Below are 21,380 nucleotides of genomic sequence, written 5' to 3'. Positions count from 1 at the left end.
AGCGCAGCCAATGTGTTAAATATTAATTGCTTACAGAAGGGGAAAATAGTTTTGTGAGTGTTGTCATATATTTTCTATGTAATATGACGGGATGAACGTAAAATAGTTGGGCTTGCACGATTCAGTGAGTATATGCAGCCGGACAGCGTTCGCTTATCAGTCGCTACCCTCGACGAAATAAGACGATATCGCTCTCCGGCCCTGGGGTTATATACGCTCGATTTTTGCCGGCAGCCCCTGACGTACCGCCGCGCCAGAAACCCAGTCGAGCCAGGTGTTGGTAATGGTTCTTGTCGGATCGGCAAAGCCCAGATCGTTAAGATTTATGCCTGCCCTGATTTGTGGATCATACGGCATAGGCACGCCATCCAGAGAATGCTGCGTTGCGCCCATCTCGCGGTGGCCATATCCGTGTTCGATGGCGATGACGCCTGGCATCACGCCATTTAACAAACTGATTTGCGCCACGACCTGACCGCCCGGAGTAATGATCCGTACCCGATCGCCATGTTGCAGTCCATAACGCTCGCCGTCTTGCGGATTCAGCGCCACCAGGTTTGCTGGCTTCACATGGTGTAAGCGCGGGATGACGGCTGTTGAGCTGGACATGGTATTTGATTTAAATGAAATCAGTTTCAGCGGCCACTGTCCAATGGGAAACTGGTCGTCAATCGCACGACCATCTGACAAACGCGCCGGATACCAGACCGGGCAACCGCTGAAACGCTCCCCGGTGATGGCGTGACGGTGGGCGGCGACATCTGCATTCCAGATCTGTAAGGGTTTTTTCCACGCGTTACCTAACCGTTGCTCCGTATAGCCGCTATCCTCGGGCGCAAACCGGCCGCCACGCGAATAGATAAACGCCACGCGACCGACCTCATCAGCTTTAAGCGTGTGCTGAATTGCTGGCAGAATGCGGCTGACGCCGGTAAGCGAAATATCTTCCTGATTTGCCAGCGCGACCGGCGTCTTGCCCATAAAGGCGATATTAGCGGCTACGCGCAGATAGAAATCTTCCGCCCGGTTCAGTGGAAAAGCATTGCCCTGCGGATCGGTTATCGCCCGGTCGCCGAAGCCGGGCAGATGGAGCCGTTTTGCTACCGCAATACAAAATGCTTCCATTGAGACAGGTTGCCCGTCCGCCGTTCGGCGAGTGGCGGGGGCGACAACCGGCCAGCGGGCGGTAGTGGCTTTACTGGCTACGCCGCCCCAGGGCGCCGTAAAGCCCCAGCTCTCAAAATTGTGCGTATCCGGCACAATGTAATCCGCCAGCGCCGTCGTTTCATTCATAAAGGCGTCAATCGCGATAAAGAGCGGCAGTCGGCGAGGGTCTTTTAGCTTTTCTTCCGCCACGGCGCGTAGACCGGGAACACCGTAAAACGGGTTGCTCATATTGGAAATCCAGGCTTTAAGCGGATAAGGATAGCCTTCGAGCGCGGAGGTCAACAGTTCGGTAAGCTGGCCTGCCACAAAGGGATACCACGGCGCTTTGGCTGGATAAGGGGATTGCCCGCCGGCAATTTTGTCGCGGTATTCTTCCGATGCTTCATAAGCGGTTTTGCTACGGGCAATACTTAACCCGGACGGTTTCACTTTTCCGGCAAAACTGTTCATGTTGTAGCGGGGGCCGTCGCTAACGCCGTTGAATTTGCCGCCGCCGACAAAGACGCCGCCGGACAAGCTGAGGTTGCCGATCAGCGCGTTAAGCATCATGACCGACCAGGCGTTATAAAACCCATTGCCGGCCATCATGCCGCCGTGACTGATGACCGCGGCTTTACGTCCGTGACTGGTAAAGGTTTCCGCCAGCGCGATAATTTGCGCTTCCGGCACGCCGCACTGTTCGCTGTATTGCGCCAACGAGAGCTTTTCTGCCGCCTCTTTCAGGCGTTGCAACCCGCTCTTCACCGTGACCCGTTGGCCGTCGGCGAGCGTAACGTACTGCGTCACGAAAAGCCGTGCCTGTCGGCAAGTGGACGCATCGACCAACTCGCCGTCGGTATTCAGCACGACGGGGGTCTCTTCGCCATCGGGCGTAAGATGGCGCAGCGTCAGGTGTTGTCCGGCAAGCGTCGGCAGTTCATCCGCAATGACCAGGTGCGTGGCGTTGGTCCAACTTTGCTCGCCGGCCTGCTGCATCGCCTGTACGCCGGGAATCGCCAGATAATCAGCATTATAACGTTGATTATCCATGATCCAGCGGATCATCCCCATTGCCAGCGCCGAATCGCTGCCGGGCATGACCGGTTGCCAGCGACCGCGAGGATCGGCGAGCACCGTTGATAAGGGGAGGGCGGGGGCGACCACGACGTATTGAAAATTCTCACGCAGCCGGGCGCTCGCCAACTGACGCGCCTGGCGTTTAAAGGGATTACCGGACTGTGCTGGGGAGGTGCCCATAAAGAGCGCAAACTCCACGTTTTCCCAGTCGGGTTTGACATGCGGGTTTTTATCCAGATCGCCCATCAGCGCCCCGGAGCCGGCCCGGTAAGCCAGTCCACAGTAGGCGCCATGCGCGCCGAAATTCTTGCTGCCGAAGCTATTTAGCGCAAAACGACGCAGAAACGCATCGCGGCCTTCGTCGCTGGTATTCGTGACCAGTAACTGATTGGTTTTGGGCCCGAAACTGGGATGCTTTGCGTCAATTGGCGTATCCGGCGCATGAATAGCGCGCAGTCCGTCCACATGACCTTCGCCAAACAGATCGCCGCCTTCCACGACTTCTTCAATAAGCTGCTCAAAGCTGATGCGCTGCCATTTCCCTTCGCCGCGTTTACCCACGCGTTTCATTGGTTCAAGCAGTCGCAGCGGACTGTACAGGCTTTCCAGCAGTGTGGCGCCGCGCGCGCAGGCGGTTGAGCGGGCGTCAAGACCGCTTTCTCCCGCCAGTTGCTCCATGGCTTCGCTAAAAGGGACGGACGAGTCAATCGGGTGTTCCTGCGACAAGGGGTGATAGGGATTGCCGGCGATGCGTATTACTTTGCCATCGGCATTAACCCGGGCGCGGATACCGCACTGTGTCCAACAGCCGAAGCATTGCGTCATGGCGATGGTTTGTTGTGGATTTTGCTGCCAGTGTGTTTGCGCCTGCGCCTCCGGAATTAACGCATTGCCAAAGATGCGGTCGCGCGTTACCTTGCCGGACGTCCCGTTTAACAGGCCATCAATTGCGCGTTTCGCCACATCACGGTAGCTCAGACCAAAAGTGACCATCCCACCGACGGCGAGACCGACTTTTAGCCACTGACGACGGGTTAAATTAGCCATGTTGTAATCTCCTGGTGAGTCCGTTCAGCGTTTCACGAATAATAATCAGTAGCGCTATCCACAGGCCGAAGGTGCCGAGAATAGCCAGCCAGCCATCCGTTCCGCCTGGTAACGAGTAAGGGTTAAATTGCGCGTTGAACTTGGGGACGGTTTGTACCTGAATCAACAATGTCCAGCGCATCAGCCAACATAGCGCCAGCGCGCTGAGAACCAGCAGGACGCGTCTTAGCTGTGATAACGGATGGCGTAGCGCCAGGCTACAGAACAGCAGTGTGAATACCCACAGCGCCACCCAGCCGACAGCGTAATATTTGGCTGACAGGGCGACGGTAATCCACTGACGGATTGCCGTGCCGGAAAGCGTATCGCCGCTGACCCACATGGCCACCACCAGCCCCAGCGCCGCCAGCGTCCAGATTTGTCCCCACAATATTTTTGGCAGCCTTACCGAGTCGCGTCGGGCGGCGACAATCATCAGCGCGAAGAACGCCTGTAAGGCGCTAAGAAACATCGCCACGGGGAAGGCGTAGCTAAACCAGATTGGGCGCGCCAGCACAACGGAGACTTCGCGGCCGGTATAAATCAACAGGCCCACCGCGCAAAGCGCGCTGGCTAACGCCAACCATTTTGTGACGTTGTAACTTTTATTGAATAATCGTTTTATTTGCTGCGCCAGGAACCATAGGGCGAGAAATCCGGTAAACAGCGGCAGGAATAACGCTCCCCAGGGCATCCACGACCAGGGCGTCGGCCAGGCATAGAAATGCCAGACGCGGGCGGTCTGGTGCAGATCCGCCGTCAGCGCCAGCGGTGCGGTAATCGCACAGGTAATGGCAATCAGTAATGCCCGATTTTCTTCTGTTGCGGCGTCTTTTTTCCGCCAGTGAAGATAACAGGCAAACAGTGCGGCGCAGGCGGCAATGCCAATAAAAAAGAAATATTGTACCGCCCACGGCAGCCAGCTAATGTCCTGCGGGTGAGCCAGCACTTCTTCAATGATGAGTGAATGCGTCATTCAGACCTCCTGCCAAAGCGCGGGCTGCGCACGGCCCATTAATGGGGTGACAAAGGCGTCGTCCAGACCCAGGTAGAAAACATGGGGCGACGTGCCGTTTTCCGGCTTTAATACCTTGATAGCGTCGCGATGTTGATGAAGCAGGGTGGCGATGCGGCTATGGGGATCTTTGATATCGCCAATAATCCGCGCGCCGCCGACGCAGGACTCTACGCAAGCGGGTAACAGCCCGGCTTCCAGACGATGGACGCAAAACGTGCATTTATCGGCAGTTTGCGTTTCATGATTGATAAATCGGGCGTCGTAAGGACACGCCTGGACACAATAGGCGCAGCCGACGCAGCGTTTGTTATCCACCACCACAATGCCGTCTTCCCGCTGAAAGGTGGCTTGTACCGGGCAGACCGGCACGCAGGGGGGGTTATCGCAATGGTTGCACAGACGCGGCAATAGCACATTCGTGACTTCCTGACTACCTTCACGCTGGACCTGGTATTGGTTCACGGTCGTACGAAATGCGCCCTGCGGCGTTTGGTTTTCAATAGTGCAACTTACGGTACAGGACTGACAGCCGATACAACGCCGCAGGTCGATAAGCATGGCGTAACGGTGTCGGGGAGAGCCTTCATGCCGCTCCGGCGAAAAAGGAAATTTCGCTTCAGCCAGCGGAACCAGCGAGGCGCCAGCGGTCAGGACGCCAAGCTGCTGGAGAAATTGCCGTTTACTGCTGTCCATATTGACTCCCGTCCACATTGCCAACAATGAAACATTTGTCACGATGTTGGTTCATGTGTAATGAATAAAAAATGTTGATGATTTACAGTGTAAAAATCGAGACGGGGTGCGCTCTATTGTGGTTAACCACATACCCGGCTTGTTGTTGATCTAAAACAACATAATTGACAGGGATATTGGGGTGAGAGGTAAAACCGTAAGGCGCCTGGCGGTGTTGGCGGCAGTAGGGCTACTTTGTCATGGCGCGTGGGCAGGGACGTGGAATATCGGTATTTTGGCCATGCGCGGCGAGGCGTCTACGCGTAGCCACTGGCAACCGTTGGCAAAGACATTAAGCCAACAGCTTCCAGGCGAAACCTTTCACATCCAGCCGCTGGATCTGCATCAAATGCAGGAGGCCGTTAACCAGGGAACCGTGCAGTTTGTGATAACCAACCCGGCGCAATTTGTCCAACTGAACAGCCATGCGCCGCTGCGCTGGTTAGCTTCCCTGCGCTCCACGCGCGATGGGAAAGCAGTGAGTAATGTTATTGGCAGCGTGATTTTGACCCGACGCGATAGCGGCATCACCACGGCGCATGATCTCATCGGTAAGACCGTCGGCGCGATTGATGCTCAGGCGTTTGGCGGCTATTTATTAGGCTATAAAGCGCTCAGCGACGCGGGCTTACGCCCGGAGCGCGATTTTCATCTCCGTTTTACCGGATTTCCTGGCGATGCCTTAGTCTATATGCTGCGCGAAAAAGCGGTGCAGGCGGCAATTGTGCCAGTGTGCCTGTTAGAAAATATGGATCAGGAAGGATTGATTAATAAAAAGGACTTTATCGCGCTGCTTTCCCGACCGACGCCCCTGCCTTGCTTAACCAGTACGCCGTTATATCCTGACTGGTCGTTCGCGGCGCTACCTGCGGTAAGCGATGCGCTGGCGGATCGCGTAACGCGAGCGCTATTCAACGCGCCCGCCGCCGCGCCATTTCACTGGGGCGCGCCTGCGTCCACCAGTCAGGTGGAAGCGTTGCTGCGTGATGTTCGTCAGCACCCTCAGCAGCGTCGACTGTGGCTGGATGTCAAAAGTTGGTTAATCCAGCACCAGCTAATGGTCGGCGGCGTGATTCTGGCGTTCCTGTTGCTCACGCTCAATTATATTTGGGTCATGCTGCTGGTGCGTCGACGTGGAAAGCAACTGGAACGTAATAGCGTAGTTCTTCATCAGCATGAGCGGGCGCTGGAAACCGCCCGGCAAATGAGCGTGTTGGGTGAAATGACCTCCGGGTTTGCCCATGAGCTTAATCAGCCGCTTTCCGCGATTCGACATTATGCCCAGGGGTGCCTGATTCGACTGCGCGCTGCAGATGAACAGCATCCCTTGCTGCCGGCGCTGGAGCAGATTGACCAGCAGGCGCAACGCGGTGCGGATACTCTGCGTAACCTGCGTCACTGGGTCAGCCAGGCGCAGGGCAACCCGGTGCTAACCGAAGCGTGGAAGGCCATAGCCATTCGCGAGGCGATTGATCATGTCTGGCAATTGTTGCGTATGGCGCAACAGTTTCCGACAGTGACTCTGCATACCGAGGTTAGCGCTGCGCTGTGCGTAACGCTGCCGTCAGTGCTGCTGGAACAGGTGCTGGCGAATATCATTCTTAATGCGGCTCAGGCGGGCGCCACCCATTTATGGATCGTTGCTGAACGCACTGAAAACGGCATCAGCATCGTTTTACAGGATAACGCCGGGGGAATCGACGAGGCGCTATTACGTCAGGCGTTTCAGCCGTTTATGACCACCCGCAAAGAGGGGATGGGCTTAGGGCTGGCGATTTGCCAGCGGCTGGTGCGGTATGGGCGGGGCGATATCAGCATCAGGAACCAGACCGCGCCGGACGGTCTGTCGGGAACGGTGGTTACGATACATTTCTTACATGAAAATGGGGGCAGGGATGGCGACAATTCATCTACTGGATGATGATACGGCGGTCACTAACGCGTGCGCGTTTTTACTGGAAAGTCTGGGATATGATGTAAAATGCTGGACGCAGGGGGCGGATTTTTTGGCGCAGGCCAGTCTGTATCAAGCCGGGGTCGTATTACTGGATATGCGAATGCCGGTACTGGATGGGCAGGGCGTTCATGATGCGTTGCGCCAGTGCGGAAGTACCCTGGCGGTTGTTTTTCTTACCGGGCATGGCGATGTACCGATGGCCGTGGAGCAGATGAAACGCGGCGCCGTCGATTTTCTGCAAAAACCGGTATCAGTAAAACCGCTACAGGCGGCGCTGGAGCGTGCGCTGACGGTTTCATCGGCAGCGGTGGCGCGCCGTGAGATTATACTGTGTTACCAGCAGTTGACGCCGAAAGAGCGTGAGCTGGCCAGCCTGGTGGCAAAAGGATTTATGAACCGGGAAATTGCGGAAGCGATGAATATCGCGGTGCGTACCGTAGAGGTGCACCGCGCCAGAGTCATGGAAAAAATGCAGGCCGGTAGCCTGGCGGAACTGATTAGGCGTTTCGAAAAAATGGCCTCGCCAGAGACCAGAATACGAACAACGTATGAGCCATGAATAATAAACCGCGTTATTTCTTTGATTTGCATCAAATTTTGTTTAATTGAGAAGACTGTTATATTCTGTTGGTTTGAGCTGGCGACGAGTAAAACGTATGACAAAACCGACAAAAGATGACGAACTGTACCGCGAGATGTGCCGGGTGGTGGGCAAGGTCGTGCTGGAAATGCGCGATTTGGGGCAGGAGCCTAAATATATTGTTATTGCGGGCGTGTTAAGAACCGCGCTGGCGAATCAACGCATCCAACGTAGCGCGTTAGAAAAACAGGCGATGGAAACCGTGATTAACGTTCTGGCGCGGTCATAGCCGCTATCAGGGTGGAAACAGTCTGTTGGCAATAGCGAAATGACAGTGGGCATCGTCTTTGAATCGTCGCGATTGTCACCATGGCGGGCTGGGTACCCGCCGTTAGCGATGCGCAGGGTTATCAGGTGATGGCTAAGCGCAGCCCTAATGTATCAGGGTACGGCTCAAAATAATTCTGGCTGCGTAGATAGTCATCCGGATGTTCCGCCAGATAGTGCTTCAGCAGCGTTAACGGTGCCAGGATAGGTAGTCGGCCCGCCCGGTAGCCGAGAATCACCTCGCGTAATTCCGCGCGTTGCCTGCTGTTTAACGCGCGGTGAAAATAGCCCTGGATATGCATCAGCACATTGGTGTGATTTTTACGTGAAGCGGGGTGGCGCAGGATAGCCATCAGTTTTTCTCTGTATCGGACAAAGAAGGCATCCAGATCGTCCCACTCATGCAGACGCGCGACGAAAGGGCCAATTTCGCGGTAGCCGGCCTGGTGGTGGGCGAGAAGCTGAAGTTTGTATCGGCTATGAAACGCGAGCAAACTGTGACGACTCAAGCCCTGCGCGCGTAGCGCATTTAATTCATGTAGCGCGAAGATACGTGCGATGAAATTCTCGCGTAGTACCGGATCGTGCAGGCGACCATCTTCCTCTATCGGCAGCCAGGGATATTTGTCCATCATCGCGGCGGTAAACAGCCCCGTGCCAGCTTTGCGGCCCCTGTTACCCTTTTCATCATACAGGCGAACGCGCTCCATTCCGCAACTGGGCGATTTTGCACACACAATAAACCCCGCCAGTTCGCCTATTGTTGGCAGAAACCGATCGGCAAAGGCATTCATTCGCTCGGTGACGTCATCGTGCGGGGCATGGCTATAGCGCATCCGAATGTCGCCACAGGTCGTCTGGATAAGACGCAGCGCAGGGCGGGGCACGGGCAGGCCGATCGCCACCTCCGGGCAGATCGGTTTGTAGGCCACCCACGGCGCCAGAGAGTTCATGACAAAATCCATACGCTTATGTCCGCCATCAAAGCGTACCGCGGCGCCAGTCAGACATCCGCTAATGCCGACTACGGGTTTGTTATTCATGATTCCCCCTTATTGAAAGTACGACGACTGACGCCAATGGCGCAAAATGTTATCTCACGCTGATTTAAAACTTACACAACTTTGTTTTTTTGTCTAAGTTTTCGCGGAGATTTTTTTGATGTACTTAAATATCAATAAGATAGAATGAGGGGAAGAAATCTATTTCAGCGCTTATAGTGTGATAACCTCCAGCGAAGCGACCACGTTGCGCCACTGGGCAAGCTGTTTTTTCTGCCCGGCAGTGAGTTTTCCGGTGGTCACCAGGAACCATTTTCTCTGGGCGAACAGCTCGGGCGCCAGCACGGCTGGTGGAGAGGGAAGCACATTGAGCCGCAGCTCTTGTCCGGTACGAGTCAACGCTTCCAGCCAGATTTCACAGTGATCCGAGAGATGCCATCCGCTAATAAAAGCATTGTTGCCAGGCGCTTTTCTGTCGCCTTCAAGGCAAAAAGAGGTGTAGGCAATAATGATGCCATCCAATATTTCGCGCAGCGTCATCACGGCGGGAAGATGCGCGGACACTTTGCTGCGCAACGGGCGCAATAAATGGGTCACCAGTTCTGCGCGGGGATATTCCCGGCCACAGTCATAAATCAACTGCCGCAGCGAGTCAATTCGCCCTTCGTGGAGATGTTGAAGCATCGTCTCCTGAATCGTTATCCAGTTATCGCCCAGGCGAATGACCGGACGCGACAGTAAGGGTTTGACCTGACTTATCGGTACGCCTTTTCTCACCCAGTCGAGGATGCTAAGCGCTTGTCGAATATCGTCATCGCTGTATAAGCGATGCCCGCCATCAGTACGCTGCGGTTTCAATAAACCATAGCGTCGCTGCCATGCCCTTAGCGTGGCGGCATTGATACCGCATAGTCTGGCAAATTCGCCGATAGAATACGACATGGTAAAGCCCGTTAAATAAGGGGATTCTACTATATCATGATTAAATGAAGACTAAGGTAGTGATAAATGGTGCGGCATACCAGGGCATCCGTATGGATTTTGTCGATGATGAGCAATACTGCGTGGCGTAAGGCTCATCAAAATATGACCAATGCTTAATACCATCGGATGCCCCTGGTTAATACTCTATTAACCTCATTCTTCGGGCGCAGTTAAGTAACTCTGTCACTTTATGAACCTGTAGCTTTCTCATCATATTCATCCGATGTGTTTCGACGGTTTTTATACTGATATGTAGCTTTTCGCTGATCCCATGATTGGTATACCCCTCGTCAATAAGTTTAAGAACCTGACGCTCGCGCAAAGTAAGCAGTTGATGATTGGTCGTGTCAGCCTTTAATTCAGCCAGGATAGCTTCCCGATTCAACGTCGGGTCAATGTAACGCTTGTTTACTGCTACTGTTTGCAATGCCGCTAACAGAACTTGCTGACTACTGCTTTTTAAAACATAGCCATTAGCACCTGCGGCTAAAGTTTTAATGGTCATATACTCTTGTTGGTATGCTGTGTAAACGAGAATATTCATTGCTGGCCAACGCTGATGTAATTGAGGAATGATATCCAGGCCATTGATGCCAGGTAAGCTAAGATCAAGGATAAGTATGTCAGGCTCGTATGCGCAACAGGCATTATAAACCTCAAGACCATTTTTAACATGCTCTACAATTTTAAAATGAGGCCAGGGTAATAAGGCATTCATAATGCCGTTAATGATGATTTCATGATCGTCTACTAATAAGATCTTATATTCTTTCATTTTGCTGCCCTCGCGAAAATTAAGATAATATTAAGTAATGGTGTAGTTTTTGAAGATCATATGTATTTTCTGGCGTAAGTCGGTTAGTTCCTCCAGCGCGATGATTTTCCCCATTTTTACGCGATTCTCAATGTCTATGACATAGCATACCAATTCAGTCTGCCCTATTTGACCTAAACAGCCTTTTAATGTGTGAATTAACTGATCGATTTTTTGTCCAGCCGATACGGCATTTTCAATATCAGCCAGCAAGAGGTCCAGTGATTGGAAAATCTTGCTATTAATGACCATATCATCTGTCGCCAGTAGCGCTGAGCAGCGACTTGGATCCTGCTCCTGTAGCTCTATATTTCGTAAAAGTTGGTATTCTGCGGCAATACTGATATAGCGAGCTAAGGTAGCCAACGTCACTGGTTTGGTAATGTAATGATGAATCCCATTTTTTTTACAACGATGAATATCTTCTGTCGCTACGCTAGCGGATAGCGCCACAAACATGCAGTCAGGATCTAAATTATTCGGCTCATCGTGCCATAATTGTACACATTCAATACCATCTATTTCTGGCATTCTAATGTCAATCAGTACTAAATCGAATCGTTGCTGTTGTGATAAAGTCAGAGCCTCGTTACTACTGGCGGCAATAGTGACGTGTTGGCCCTGGCTGACAAGCATTTTGCCGATGATATCCCGATTAATATCGGCATCATCAACCAAAAGAATCTGCAACTGCCAGGGTGGTAACAAATTATTTATTACTGGCATATTTGGTGTACACAATATTAACTGTTGCGCCAGGTCGTAGAGTTTTCCGGGGAAATACAAAAGCTCTGCGTTGAGAAGCGCATTTTGCTGGTGGGGTGGCTCGCCGCGTATTCCCCAGCAAGCCAGTTGCCGATGCAGGCAGAACGGCGCTGACAGCGTCCCTTTAATTGGTTGAGGCGGCTGGTATTCTTGTAAGGGTAATACTAGCGAGACACAGGTTCCAACCCCGGGGACACTTTTTAGTGTCAGATTACCGCCCATCATTTTAGCCAGGCTTGACGCAATAGTCAGTCCAATTCCTGTACCTTGCGAATTTGTGTCTGCTTGATAAAAAGCAGTAAAGATTTGAGACTGCTGCTGTATTTCAATCCCTTTACCGCTATCGCTAACCAGAAATATTAATTGTTCCTCATGACGCTTGACCGTCAGACGTATCCCTCCGGTTTCGGTAAATTTTACCGCGTTCCCGAGTAAATTAACCAAAATTTGCCGTAAACGGATACTGTCGGTATGAAAATAGAGAGGGACATGTTGACCGACAAAAGTACGTAATGACAGTTTTTTGCTTTGCGCCGGCCCCTGGATGGTTTGCATTGCCTGGTCCAGTAACGGCAGTAACGCTGTTTCTTCCATATGTAATGTGAAATGACCAGACTCGATGCGTGAAAAATCCAGCAGATTATTAATAATAGCTAACAAAGACAGTGTACAATTCCTGGCGGTATCAGCTAATCCTTGCTGCTCTATGTTTAAAGGGGTGGTTTGTAATAATTCAATCGCACCGAGTACGCCATTCATCGGAGTACGTAACTCATGACTTATTACCGTAAGATGAATGCTTTTACGTTTGTTAGCTTGCTCAGCGCGTTTTTTTGCTTCATTTAGCGCCTGGGTGCGCTCTGCGACTTTGTTTTCCAGATTGTCGTATTGGACTTGTAGAGTATCAAGCAGTTGGTTAAAAGCACCGGCAATACTATCTAATTCATCCAGTCGTTGTGCTGGTAAACGTGTGCTCAGCGGTGCAGTTGCGGTTTTATTAATGACATCGACAAAACGCCATAACGGTTTGGCCAGTGAGCGATGTAGTAACCAGCAAAAAGCCGACGTCATCAACACCAATGCTGTTAATGTAAAGGGGATTTGTTGAAGGATAATTTTTAAGATGCGATTATGTAGATTACCGTATGGGTACAGCGTAACCAGACTCCATCCGGGGCCATGCAAGGTTGTGCGTAATATCAGAAATCCGGGAATTTGCTGCCATCCATCATGCAGCGTTACATTCTCTAACTGTGTACGTATTTTTTGCGGGATGTATGAAAACGGCAATAAGTGGTTGTTTTGATCCAGCCATACTCGAATACTATCATCTAATGGTAGGTGGCTCTTAGTAATGAGATCGGGAAGTTTAACCGTCACCCCAAAAAATACGCCTTGCTGATCGGCAACCGCAACGGAAGCGTGCCATCCTTTGCCGTTTATGTATTCTGGTTCACTCCAGTAAAACCCGGCATGGGTTGGGTATAAAGGAAAGCTTTTTCGCGTTAAAGGCTGTAGAGTTGAATAATCTGAAGGGTTATCAGTAGATAATAACGAAATCTCATTTTTATGGTTAAGAATAAAACTATCGCGACGAAAGCTTTTTTCATCGATATCAGAGGACTGCAGAAAGAGACGGTGCTTCTCTCCGTTTAGCGTCGGCGTGCAATTTGAAGGACCGACAGAAAGATGCCGGCTCACCTCAGGGAAAATATCGTTATGATGAATCTCAGTCGCTAATGAGCATTGATACATTAAATTTTTAGCGTCACGTTCAGCTTCTTCAAGCCGTTGATTGCTTAGTACAATATTCATCTCGGATAGAACGGATAAATCCTCTATTATATGCTGCCGTTTCTGAACCATTGATATATAAGCTGCGGTAAGCACAGATAGCAGCCAAATAATTATTGTTGTTAATAAAAATAAAAAAGTTAGCCTGATTACTAAAGATGTTTGCAGCGTATTCTTGAGATTGAGCAAATTCATAATGCTTTCCTCCAGTTGCCTGTTGCAAAATCTTTGGCACTTGATCACTATCGCAGTACATATAGTTTCATCAGAAGATTAATCGATGGTGTTATCATTAGGAAGATAAATTTCTTCATATATAACCCAGTCGATGACTACAATTACTTTTTAATAAGGTGGCGATGTAAAAACATCGTAACAGTTTATTTAATAAATAATTTTTCAAATTGTAATTTTTTATGTCAATGCTGAAAGTGTAATTGTGAATTTATCGGAAAATCCGAATGATAGAATCGCCTGTGACAAGGTATATGTAGACAGCATCCTGATATTGTACAAGAAGAGTATAGTCGAAATAAATGTGAATCAGGCTTTTTACGGATGTGGTTGTGAGCGAATTTGATAGAAACTCCCATTTATGTCTGAGGAGGGATTCATGCTGGCAGTTTTAAAAGGCATTCCATTAATTCAGGATATCAAGGCCGAAGGTAATAGCCGATCCTGGATAATGACTATTGATGGGCATCCTGCCAGAGGAGAAATTTTCTCAGAAGCATTTTCTATTTCTTTGTTCTTAAATGACCTGGAAAGCTTACCTAAGCCTTGTCTTGCCTATGTGACACTACTGCTTGCAGCACACCCGGACGTCCATGATTATGCTATACAGCTCACAGCGGATGGGGGATGGTTAAACGGTTATTATACCACAAGTAGTAGCTCTGAGCTTATTGCTATTGAGATAGAAAAACACCTGGCTTTAACTTGCATTTTAAAAAATGTAATGCGCAATCACCATAAACTTTATTCGGGTGGGGTATAAAATGGTAGTAAATAAACGTTTAATCTTAATTTTACTATTTATACTCAATACAGCAAAGAGTGATGAGTTATCATGGAAAGGTAATGACTTCACCCTTTATGCCAGACAAATGCCATTAGCAGAGGTTTTACATCTGCTCTCAGAGAACTATGATACGGCTATTACTATTAGCCCATTGATAACAGCTACATTTAGTGGGAAAATTCCGCCTGGACCACCGGTCGACATTTTGAATAACCTGGCAGCACAATATGATTTGCTTACCTGGTTTGATGGCAGCATGTTATATGTATATCCTGCATCGTTATTAAAACATCAGGTTATCACTTTCAATATTTTATCTACTGGACGGTTCATTCATTACTTACGCAGCCAGAATATCCTTTCATCACCGGGATGCGAGGTTAAAGAAATTACCGGTACCAAAGCTGTGGAGGTGAGCGGTGTTCCCAGTTGCCTGACTCGTATTAGTCAATTAGCTTCGGTGTTGGATAATGCGTTAATCAAACGAAAAGACAGTGCGGTTAGTGTAAGTATATACACGCTTAAGTATGCCACTGCGATGGATACCCAATACCAATATCGCGATCAGTCCGTCGTGGTTCCAGGGGTCGTGAGTGTATTGCGTGAGATGAGTAAAACCAGCGTCCCGGCGTCATCGACGGACAATGGTTCACCCGCTACACAGGCATTGCCCATGTTTGCTGCCGACCCACGCCAGAATGCAGTGATCGTTCGTGATTATGCGGCCAATATGGCCGGGTATCGGAAACTCATCACAGAATTAGATCAACGCCAGCAGATGATAGAGATTTCGGTGAAAATTATCGATGTTAATGCTGGAGATATTAACCAGTTAGGCATCGACTGGGGAACGGCAGTGTCGCTGGGTGGCAAGAAAATTGCGTTCAATACAGGTTTGAATGACGGTGGTGCTAGCGGTTTTTCAACGGTAATCAGCGATACCTCAAACTTTATGGTGCGTTTGAATGCCCTGGAAAAAAGCTCTCAGGCTTATGTACTTTCCCAGCCATCTGTGGTGACTTTAAATAATATCCAGGCTGTGCTGGATAAAAATATTACTTTCTATACCAAACTGCAGGGAGAAAAAGTGGCTAAACTTGAATCCATCACTACGGGTTCTTTGTTGCGCGTTACACCTCGCTTGTTAAATGACAATGGCACGCAAAAAATAATGCTTAATCTTAATATTCAGGATGGACAACAAAGTGATACGCAAAGCGAAACAGATCCGCTACCCGAAGTGCAAAATTCTGAAATTGCTTCGCAAGCCACATTATTAGCCGGACAGAGTCTATTGCTGGGAGGATTTAAACAAGGTAAACAAATCCACTCGCAAAACAAAATCCCTTTATTGGGCGATATTCCTGTCGTAGGCCATTTGTTTCGCAATGATACGACTCAAGTACATAGTGTAATCAGGCTGTTTTTGATTAAAGCCTCAGTAGTAAATAATGGCATATCTCATGGTTAATCCAAAGAGCTCCTGGAAAATACGTTTTTTAGGTCACGTTTTACAAGGCCGGGAAGTATGGCTGAATGAAGGTAACCTGTCACTGGGGGAGAAAGGATGCGATATTTGTATTCCGCTTACTATAAATGAAAAAATTATTCTGAGAGAACAGGCAGATAGTTTATTTGTTGATGCCGGGAAAGCCAGAGTTAGAGTTAATGGCCGCAGATTTAATCCAAATAAGCCGCTACCATCCAGTGGGGTTTTGCAGGTTGCGGGAGTGGCTATCGCGTTTGGTAAACAGGATTGTGAACTTGCTGATTATCAAATACCCGTTTCCAGATCAGGGTACTGGTGGTTGGCTGGCGTATTCTTGATTTTCATCGGTGGAATGGGTGTCCTGTTAAGTATTGGCGGTCAGCCTGAAACGGTAAATGATTTACCTTTGCGGGTTAAGTTTTTATTAGACAAAAGCAATATTCATTATGTGCGGGCACAATGGAAAGAAGATGGAAGCCTGCAGTTGTCCGGTTATTGCGCGTCAAGCGAACAGATGCAAAAGGTGAGAGCGACTCTCGAATCATGGGGGGTCATGTATAGGGATGGTGTAATCTGTGATGACTTATTGATACGAGAAGTGCAGGATGTTTTGATAAAAATGGGTTACCCGCATGCTGAAGTATCCAGCGAAGGGCCGGGAAGCGTGTTAATTCATGATGATATACAAATGGATCAGCAATGGCGTAAGGTTCAACCATTACTTGCAGATATTCCCGGGTTATTGCACTGGCAGATTAGTCATTCTCATCAGTCTCAGGGGGATGATATTATTTCTGCGATAATAGAGAACGGTTTAGTGGGCCTTGTCAATGTTACGCCAATGCGGCGCTCTTTTGTTATCAGTGGTGTACTGGATGAATCTCATCAACGCATTTTGCAAGAAACGTTAGCAGCATTAAAGAAAAAGGACCCCGCTCTTTCTTTAATTTATCAGGATATTGCGCCTTCTCATGATGAAAGCAAGTATCTGCCTGCGCCAGTGGCTGGCTTTGTACAGAGTCGCCATGGTAATTACTTATTACTGACGAATAAAGAGCGTTTACGTGTAGGGGCATTGTTACCCAATGGGGGAGAAATTGTCCATCTGAGTGCCGATGTGGTAACGATTAAACATTATGATACTTTGATTAACTATCCATTAGATTTTAAGTGAGTGGAAAATGACAACTCTGACCCGGTTAGAAGATTTGCTGCTTCATTCGCGTGAAGAGGCCAAAGGCATAATTTTACAATTAAGGGCTGCCCGGAAACAGTTAGAAGAGAACAACGGTAGGTTACAGGATCCGCAGCAATATCAGCAAAACACCTTATTGCTTGAAGCGATCGAGCAGGCCGAAAATATCATCAACATTATTTATTATCGTTACCATAACAGCGCACTTGTAGTGAGTGAGCAAGAGTAAAGTAAAAATATCTTAGAGCCTATCCCACCAGGCGTTAATTGGCGCAGCCAGCCTGGACACGGACAGCGCGCAAAAACCGGAGCGTACATGTATACGTGAGGTTTGACTCGCTACGCTCGCCCTTCGGGCCGCCGCTAGCGGCGTTCAAAACGCTAACGCGTTTTGGCGAGCACTGCCCAGGTCCAAAACGGCAAGTAAAATAGCCCTAATGGGATAGGCTCTTAGTTAGCACGTTAATTATCTATCGTGTATATGGAGGGGAATGATGATAAAGAAAAAGGCTGCGTTTAGTGAATATCGTGATTTAGAGCAAAGTTACATGCAGCTAAATCACTGTCTTAAAAAATTTCACCAAATCCGGGCTAAGGTGAGTCAACAGCTTGCTGAAAGGGCAGAGAGCCCCAAAAAGAGCAGAGAGACAGAGAGTATTCTTCATAACCTATTTCCACAAGGCGTTGCCGGGGTTAACCAGGAGGCCGAGAAGGATTTAAAGAAAATAGTAAGTTTGTTTAAACAACTTGAAGTACGACTGAAACAACTTAATGCTCAAGCCCCGGTGGAGATACCGTCAGGAAAAACAAAAAGGTAAAGCATAATGTCTTCAGGAAACATCTTATGGGGAAGTCAAAACCCTATTGTGTTTAAAAATAGCTTCGGCGTCAGCAACACTGATACCGGGGGGCAGGATGACTTATCCCAGCAAAATCCGTTTGCCGAAGGGTATGGTGTTTTGCTTATTCTCCTTATGGTTATTCAGGCTATCGCAAACGATAAATTTATTGAAGTCCAGCAGAACGCTGAACGTGCCAGAAATACCCAGGAAAAATCAAATGAGATGGATGAGGTGATTGCTAAAGCAGCCAAAGGGGATGCTAAAACCAAAGAGGAGGTGCCTGAGGATGTAATTAAATACATGCGTGATAATGGTATTCTCATCGATGGTATGACCATTGATGAATACATGGCTAGATATGGCGATCATGGGAAGCTGGATAAAGGTGGCCTACAGGCGATCAAAGCGGCTTTGGATAACGACGCCAACCGGAATACCGATCTTATGAGTCAGGGGCAGATAATAATTCAAAAAATGTCTCAGGAGCTTAACGCTGTCCTTACCCAACTGACGGGGCTTATCAGTAAGTGGGGGGAAATTTCCAGTATGATAGCGCAGAAAACGTACTCATGAAAAAAGACCCGACCCTACAACAGGCTCATGACACGATGCGATTTTTCCGGCGTGGCGGCTCGCTGCGTATGTTGTTGGATGACGATGTTACACAGCCGCTTAATACTCTGTATCGCTATGCCATGCAGCTTATGGAGGTAAAAGAGTTCGCCGGCGCAGCGCGACTTTTTCAATTGCTGACGATATATGATGCCTGGTCATTTGACTACTGGTTTCGGTTAGGGGAATGCTGCCAGGCCCAAAAACATTGGGGGGAAGCGATATACGCTTATGGACGCGCGGCGCAAATTAAGATTGATGCGCCGCAGGCGCCATGGGCCGCAGCGGAATGCTACCTCGCGTGTGATAACGTTTGTTATGCAATAAAAGCGTTAAAGGCCGTGGTGCGTATTTGCGGCGAGGTCAGTGAACATCAAATCCTCCGATTACGTGCAGAAAAGATGTTACAGCAACTTTCTGACAGGAGCTAAAAATGAATCGAATTCACAGTAATAGCGATAGCGCCGCAGGAGTAACCGCCTTAACACATTATCACTTAAGCAATGTCAGTTGCGTTTCCTCGGGTTCGCTGGGAAAGCGCCAGCATCGTGTGAATTCTACTTTTGGCGATGGCAACGCCGCGTGTCTGCTATCCGGGAAAATTAGTCTTCAGGAGGCAAGCAATGCGTTGAAGCAACTGCTTGATGCCGTACCCGGAGATCATAAGCGTCCATCATTGCCTGACTTTTTGCATATCAATCCCACTGTTTTATCAATGATGATGACGACATTAATACTCAACGTTTTTGGTAATAACGCCCAATCGTTATGCCAACAGCTTGAGCGGGCAACTGAGGTGCAAAATGCATTGCGTAATAAGCAGGTAAAGGAGTATCAGGAGCAGATCCAGAAAGCGATAGAGCAGGAGGATAAAGCGCGTAAAGCGGGCATTTTTGGCGCTATTTTTGACTGGCTTACCGGCATATTTGAAACCGTGATTGGCGCCTTAAAAGTTGTGGAAGGTTTTCTGTCCGGTAATCCCGCAGAAATGGCTAGCGGCGTAGCTTATATAGCCGCAGGTTGTGCAGGAATGGTTAAAGCCGGAGCTGAAACGGCAATGATGTGCGGTGCTGACCACGATACCTGCCAGGCGATTATTGACGTGGCAAGTAAAATTCAAGTTGGTTGTGAAGCCGTCGCGATGGCACTGGATGTTTTCCAGATTGGTCGTGCTTTTATGGCGACGAGAGGCTTATCTGACGCAGCTTCAAAAGTGCTTGACTCCGGTTTAGGCGAAGAAATGGTTGAGCGTATGGTTGGTGCAGGGGAAGCAGAAATAGAGGAGTTGGCTGAAAAGTTTGGCGAAGAGGTGAGTGAAAATTTTTCCAAACAATTTGAGGCGATTGAACGTGAAATGGTTTCGCCGGGCGAGATGGAAGAGGAGTCTGCCGAATTTTCTCGTAACGTAGAAAAAAATATGACAAAAAATGCGGGAAAAAGCTTTACGAAAGAGGGGGTGAAAGCCATGGCAAAAGAAGCGGCAAAAGAAGCCCTGGAAAAATATGCGCAAGAAGGGGAAAAATTTTTGTTAAAAAATTTTCGTAAGAAAGTTCTCTGGAATATGTTCAAAAAAATCCTGTATGCCTTACTGAGGGATTGTTCATTTAAAGGCTTACAGGCTATCAGATGTGCAACCGAGGGCGCCAGTCAGATGAATACTGGCATGGTTAATACAGAAAAAGCGAAGATCGAAAAGAAAATAGAGCAATTAATAACTCAGCAACGGTTTCTGGATTTCATAATGCAACAAACGGAAGATCAAAAAAGGATAGAACAAAAACGCTTAGAGGAGCTTTATAAGGGTAGCGGTGCCGCGCTTAGAGATGTATTAGAAACCATTGATCACTATAGTAGCGTTCAGGCGAGAATAGCTGGCTGTCGCGCTTAATCTGAGGATAAAAATATGGAAGCGAGCAACGTAGCACTGGTATTACCAGTGTCTTCCTGGTTAACGCCTTCTTCCAGTCAAGCTCCCTCCGGGGAGGGAATGGGTACTGAATCAATGCTTCTGTTATTTGATGATATCTGGATGAAGCTAATGGAGCTTGCCAAAAAGCTGCGCGATATCATGCGCAGCTATAACGTAGAAAAACAACGACTGTCCTGGGAACTGCAAGTCAATGTTTTACAGACGCAAATGAAAACAATTGATGAAGCGTTTAGAGCATCAATGATTACTGCGGGTGGCGCAATATTGTCGGGCGTGCTGACGATAGGATTAGGGGCCGTAGGCGGGGAGACCGGTCTTATAGCGGGTCAAGCCGTAGGCCACACAGCTGGAGGCGTCATGGGCCTGGGGGCCGGTGCAGCGCAACGTCAAAGTGATCAAGATAAAGCGATTGCCGACCTGCAACAAAATGGGTTCCAATCCTATAATAAATCCCTGACGGAAATTATGGAGAAAGCAACTGAAATTATGCAACAAATCATGGGCGTGGGGTCGTCACTGGTCGCGGTTCTTGCTGAAATACTCCGGGCATTAACGAGGTAAACATGGTGCAAGAAATAGAGCAATGGTTGCGTCGGCATCAGGTGTTTACTGAGCCTGCATATTTAGGGGAGACCGCCATATTACTTGGGCAGCAGTTTATATTATCGCCTTACCTGGTGATCTATCGTATTGAGGCAAAAGAAATGATTATTTGTGAGTTTAGACGCCTGACGCCCGGGCAACCTCGACCACAGCAATTGTTTCACTTACTGGGACTTTTACGCGGGATATTTGTGCATCACCCGCAGTTAACATGTTTAAAGATGTTGATAATCACCGACGTTCTGGATGAAAAAAAAGCCATGCTACGCAGGAAATTATTGCGCATCCTGACAGTAATGGGAGCGACCTTTACACAGCTTGATGGCGATAACTGGACAATTTTATCCGCCGAGCATCTTATCCAGCGACGTTTTTAAATGACCTTCCTGACGTAAATCATTATAACG

The 21,380-nt window shown here is 48.9% G+C and carries 20 protein-coding genes; 13 read left to right on the top strand and 7 right to left on the bottom strand.

The window, feature by feature from the left end:
• Window positions 1-207 precede the first annotated feature (207 nt).
• From ttrA to ttrB, 3 genes are read right to left on the bottom strand one after another with little or no spacing between them, the layout of a single operon-like run.
• Window positions 208-3,270 carry a tetrathionate reductase subunit TtrA gene (gene ttrA, locus NA197_RS01960; RefSeq protein ID WP_052932023.1) on the bottom strand — a complete coding sequence of 1,021 codons (3,063 nt, stop codon included), beginning with the start codon at window positions 3,268-3,270 and terminating at the stop codon, window positions 208-210.
• Window positions 3,263-4,285 carry a tetrathionate reductase subunit TtrC gene (gene ttrC / locus NA197_RS01955; RefSeq protein WP_001660153.1) on the bottom strand — a complete coding sequence of 341 codons (1,023 nt, stop codon included), beginning with the start codon at window positions 4,283-4,285 and terminating at the stop codon, window positions 3,263-3,265. Before ttrC ends, ttrA begins: the two co-directional genes overlap by 8 nt.
• Window positions 4,286-5,020 carry a tetrathionate reductase subunit TtrB gene (gene ttrB / locus NA197_RS01950; RefSeq protein ID WP_001518945.1) on the bottom strand — a complete coding sequence of 245 codons (735 nt, stop codon included), beginning with the start codon at window positions 5,018-5,020 and terminating at the stop codon, window positions 4,286-4,288.
• Window positions 5,021-5,201: 181 nt separating this feature from the next.
• Between ttrB and ttrS the strand changes: the two genes are divergently transcribed.
• The 3 genes from ttrS to fumD all read left to right on the top strand — a co-directional run bounded on the left by ttrS (window position 5,202) and on the right by fumD (window position 7,885).
• The gene (ttrS, locus tag NA197_RS01945) at window positions 5,202-6,980 is read left to right on the top strand and encodes a tetrathionate respiration histidine kinase TtrS (protein ID WP_079849414.1); all 1,779 of its coding nucleotides are present in this window, start codon (window positions 5,202-5,204) and stop codon (window positions 6,978-6,980) included.
• Complete coding sequence (gene ttrR, locus NA197_RS01940; protein WP_000190927.1) at window positions 6,955-7,575, top strand: tetrathionate respiration response regulator TtrR; 621 nt, start codon at window positions 6,955-6,957, stop codon at window positions 7,573-7,575. Before ttrS ends, ttrR begins: the two co-directional genes overlap by 26 nt.
• A 97-nt stretch (window positions 7,576-7,672) precedes the next feature.
• Window positions 7,673-7,885 (top strand): fumarate hydratase FumD, encoded by a 213-nt coding sequence (gene fumD, locus NA197_RS01935; RefSeq protein ID WP_064043615.1) that lies wholly within the window; start codon window positions 7,673-7,675, stop codon window positions 7,883-7,885.
• A gap of 121 nt (window positions 7,886-8,006) precedes the next feature.
• Here fumD and mlrB read toward each other — a convergent pair whose 3' ends face one another.
• The 4 genes from mlrB to NA197_RS01915 all read right to left on the bottom strand — a co-directional run bounded on the left by mlrB (window position 8,007) and on the right by NA197_RS01915 (window position 13,476).
• Window positions 8,007-8,966, bottom strand: coding sequence for a transcriptional regulator MlrB (gene mlrB, locus NA197_RS01930; RefSeq protein ID WP_001060717.1), 960 nt, complete (start codon window positions 8,964-8,966; stop codon window positions 8,007-8,009).
• Between the two features lie 171 nt (window positions 8,967-9,137).
• Window positions 9,138-9,866 (bottom strand): MerR family transcriptional regulator, encoded by a 729-nt coding sequence (locus tag NA197_RS01925; RefSeq protein ID WP_064043616.1) that lies wholly within the window; start codon window positions 9,864-9,866, stop codon window positions 9,138-9,140.
• Window positions 9,867-10,044: 178 nt separating this feature from the next.
• Entirely contained in the window at window positions 10,045-10,683 is a 639-nt protein-coding gene (locus NA197_RS01920; RefSeq protein ID WP_000666334.1) for a two component system response regulator, read from the bottom strand.
• A 30-nt stretch (window positions 10,684-10,713) separates the two neighbouring features.
• Complete coding sequence (locus NA197_RS01915; protein WP_064043617.1) at window positions 10,714-13,476, bottom strand: hybrid sensor histidine kinase/response regulator; 2,763 nt, start codon at window positions 13,474-13,476, stop codon at window positions 10,714-10,716.
• Window positions 13,477-13,876: 400 nt separating this feature from the next.
• On the opposite strand from NA197_RS01915, the gene spiC reads away from it, so the two are divergent.
• The 10 genes from spiC (at window position 13,877) to sseE (ending at window position 21,350) form a co-directional block, all read left to right on the top strand.
• Window positions 13,877-14,278 (top strand): SPI-2 type III secretion system protein SpiC, encoded by a 402-nt coding sequence (spiC, locus tag NA197_RS01910; protein ID WP_064043618.1) that lies wholly within the window; start codon window positions 13,877-13,879, stop codon window positions 14,276-14,278.
• 1 nt (window position 14,279) lies between these two features.
• The gene (gene spiA / locus NA197_RS01905; protein WP_064043619.1) at window positions 14,280-15,773 is read left to right on the top strand and encodes an SPI-2 type III secretion system protein SpiA; all 1,494 of its coding nucleotides are present in this window, start codon (window positions 14,280-14,282) and stop codon (window positions 15,771-15,773) included.
• Window positions 15,754-16,965, top strand: a complete 1,212-nt coding sequence (gene ssaD / locus NA197_RS01900) for a SctD family type III secretion system inner membrane ring subunit SsaD (protein WP_000323799.1) — start codon at window positions 15,754-15,756, stop codon at window positions 16,963-16,965. The genes spiA and ssaD overlap by 20 nt, the downstream gene beginning before the upstream one ends.
• Before the next feature lie 7 nt (window positions 16,966-16,972).
• Entirely contained in the window at window positions 16,973-17,215 is a 243-nt protein-coding gene (gene ssaE / locus NA197_RS01895) for a YscE family type III secretion system co-chaperone SsaE (protein ID WP_000210204.1), read from the top strand.
• A gap of 262 nt (window positions 17,216-17,477) precedes the next feature.
• Entirely contained in the window at window positions 17,478-17,804 is a 327-nt protein-coding gene (gene sseA, locus NA197_RS01890) for an SPI-2 type III secretion system chaperone SseA (protein WP_000972855.1), read from the top strand.
• A gap of 6 nt (window positions 17,805-17,810) precedes the next feature.
• Window positions 17,811-18,401, top strand: coding sequence for an SPI-2 type III secretion system translocon protein SseB (gene sseB, locus NA197_RS01885; RefSeq protein ID WP_064043324.1), 591 nt, complete (start codon window positions 17,811-17,813; stop codon window positions 18,399-18,401).
• Window positions 18,398-18,871: a SycD/LcrH family type III secretion system chaperone SscA gene (sscA, locus tag NA197_RS01880; protein WP_000711023.1), complete on the top strand. Its 474-nt coding sequence runs from the start codon at window positions 18,398-18,400 to the stop codon at window positions 18,869-18,871. The genes sseB and sscA overlap by 4 nt, the downstream gene beginning before the upstream one ends.
• A 2-nt stretch (window positions 18,872-18,873) precedes the next feature.
• Window positions 18,874-20,328: a type III secretion system translocon protein gene (locus NA197_RS01875; RefSeq protein ID WP_064043323.1), complete on the top strand. Its 1,455-nt coding sequence runs from the start codon at window positions 18,874-18,876 to the stop codon at window positions 20,326-20,328.
• 15 nt (window positions 20,329-20,343) lie between these two features.
• On the top strand, window positions 20,344-20,931 hold the full coding sequence (gene sseD / locus NA197_RS01870) for an SPI-2 type III secretion system translocon protein SseD (protein ID WP_064043322.1): 588 nt from the start codon (window positions 20,344-20,346) through the stop codon (window positions 20,929-20,931).
• 2 nt (window positions 20,932-20,933) lie between these two features.
• Window positions 20,934-21,350 carry an LcrR family type III secretion system chaperone SseE gene (gene sseE / locus NA197_RS01865; protein WP_000249605.1) on the top strand — a complete coding sequence of 139 codons (417 nt, stop codon included), beginning with the start codon at window positions 20,934-20,936 and terminating at the stop codon, window positions 21,348-21,350.
• Window positions 21,351-21,380: the final 30 nt, after the last annotated feature.

Source organism: Salmonella sp. NW884 (assembly GCF_051700745.1).
GTDB lineage: Bacteria > Pseudomonadota > Gammaproteobacteria > Enterobacterales > Enterobacteriaceae > Salmonella > Salmonella enterica.
This window is presented reverse-complemented; position numbering and strand designations above follow the sequence as displayed.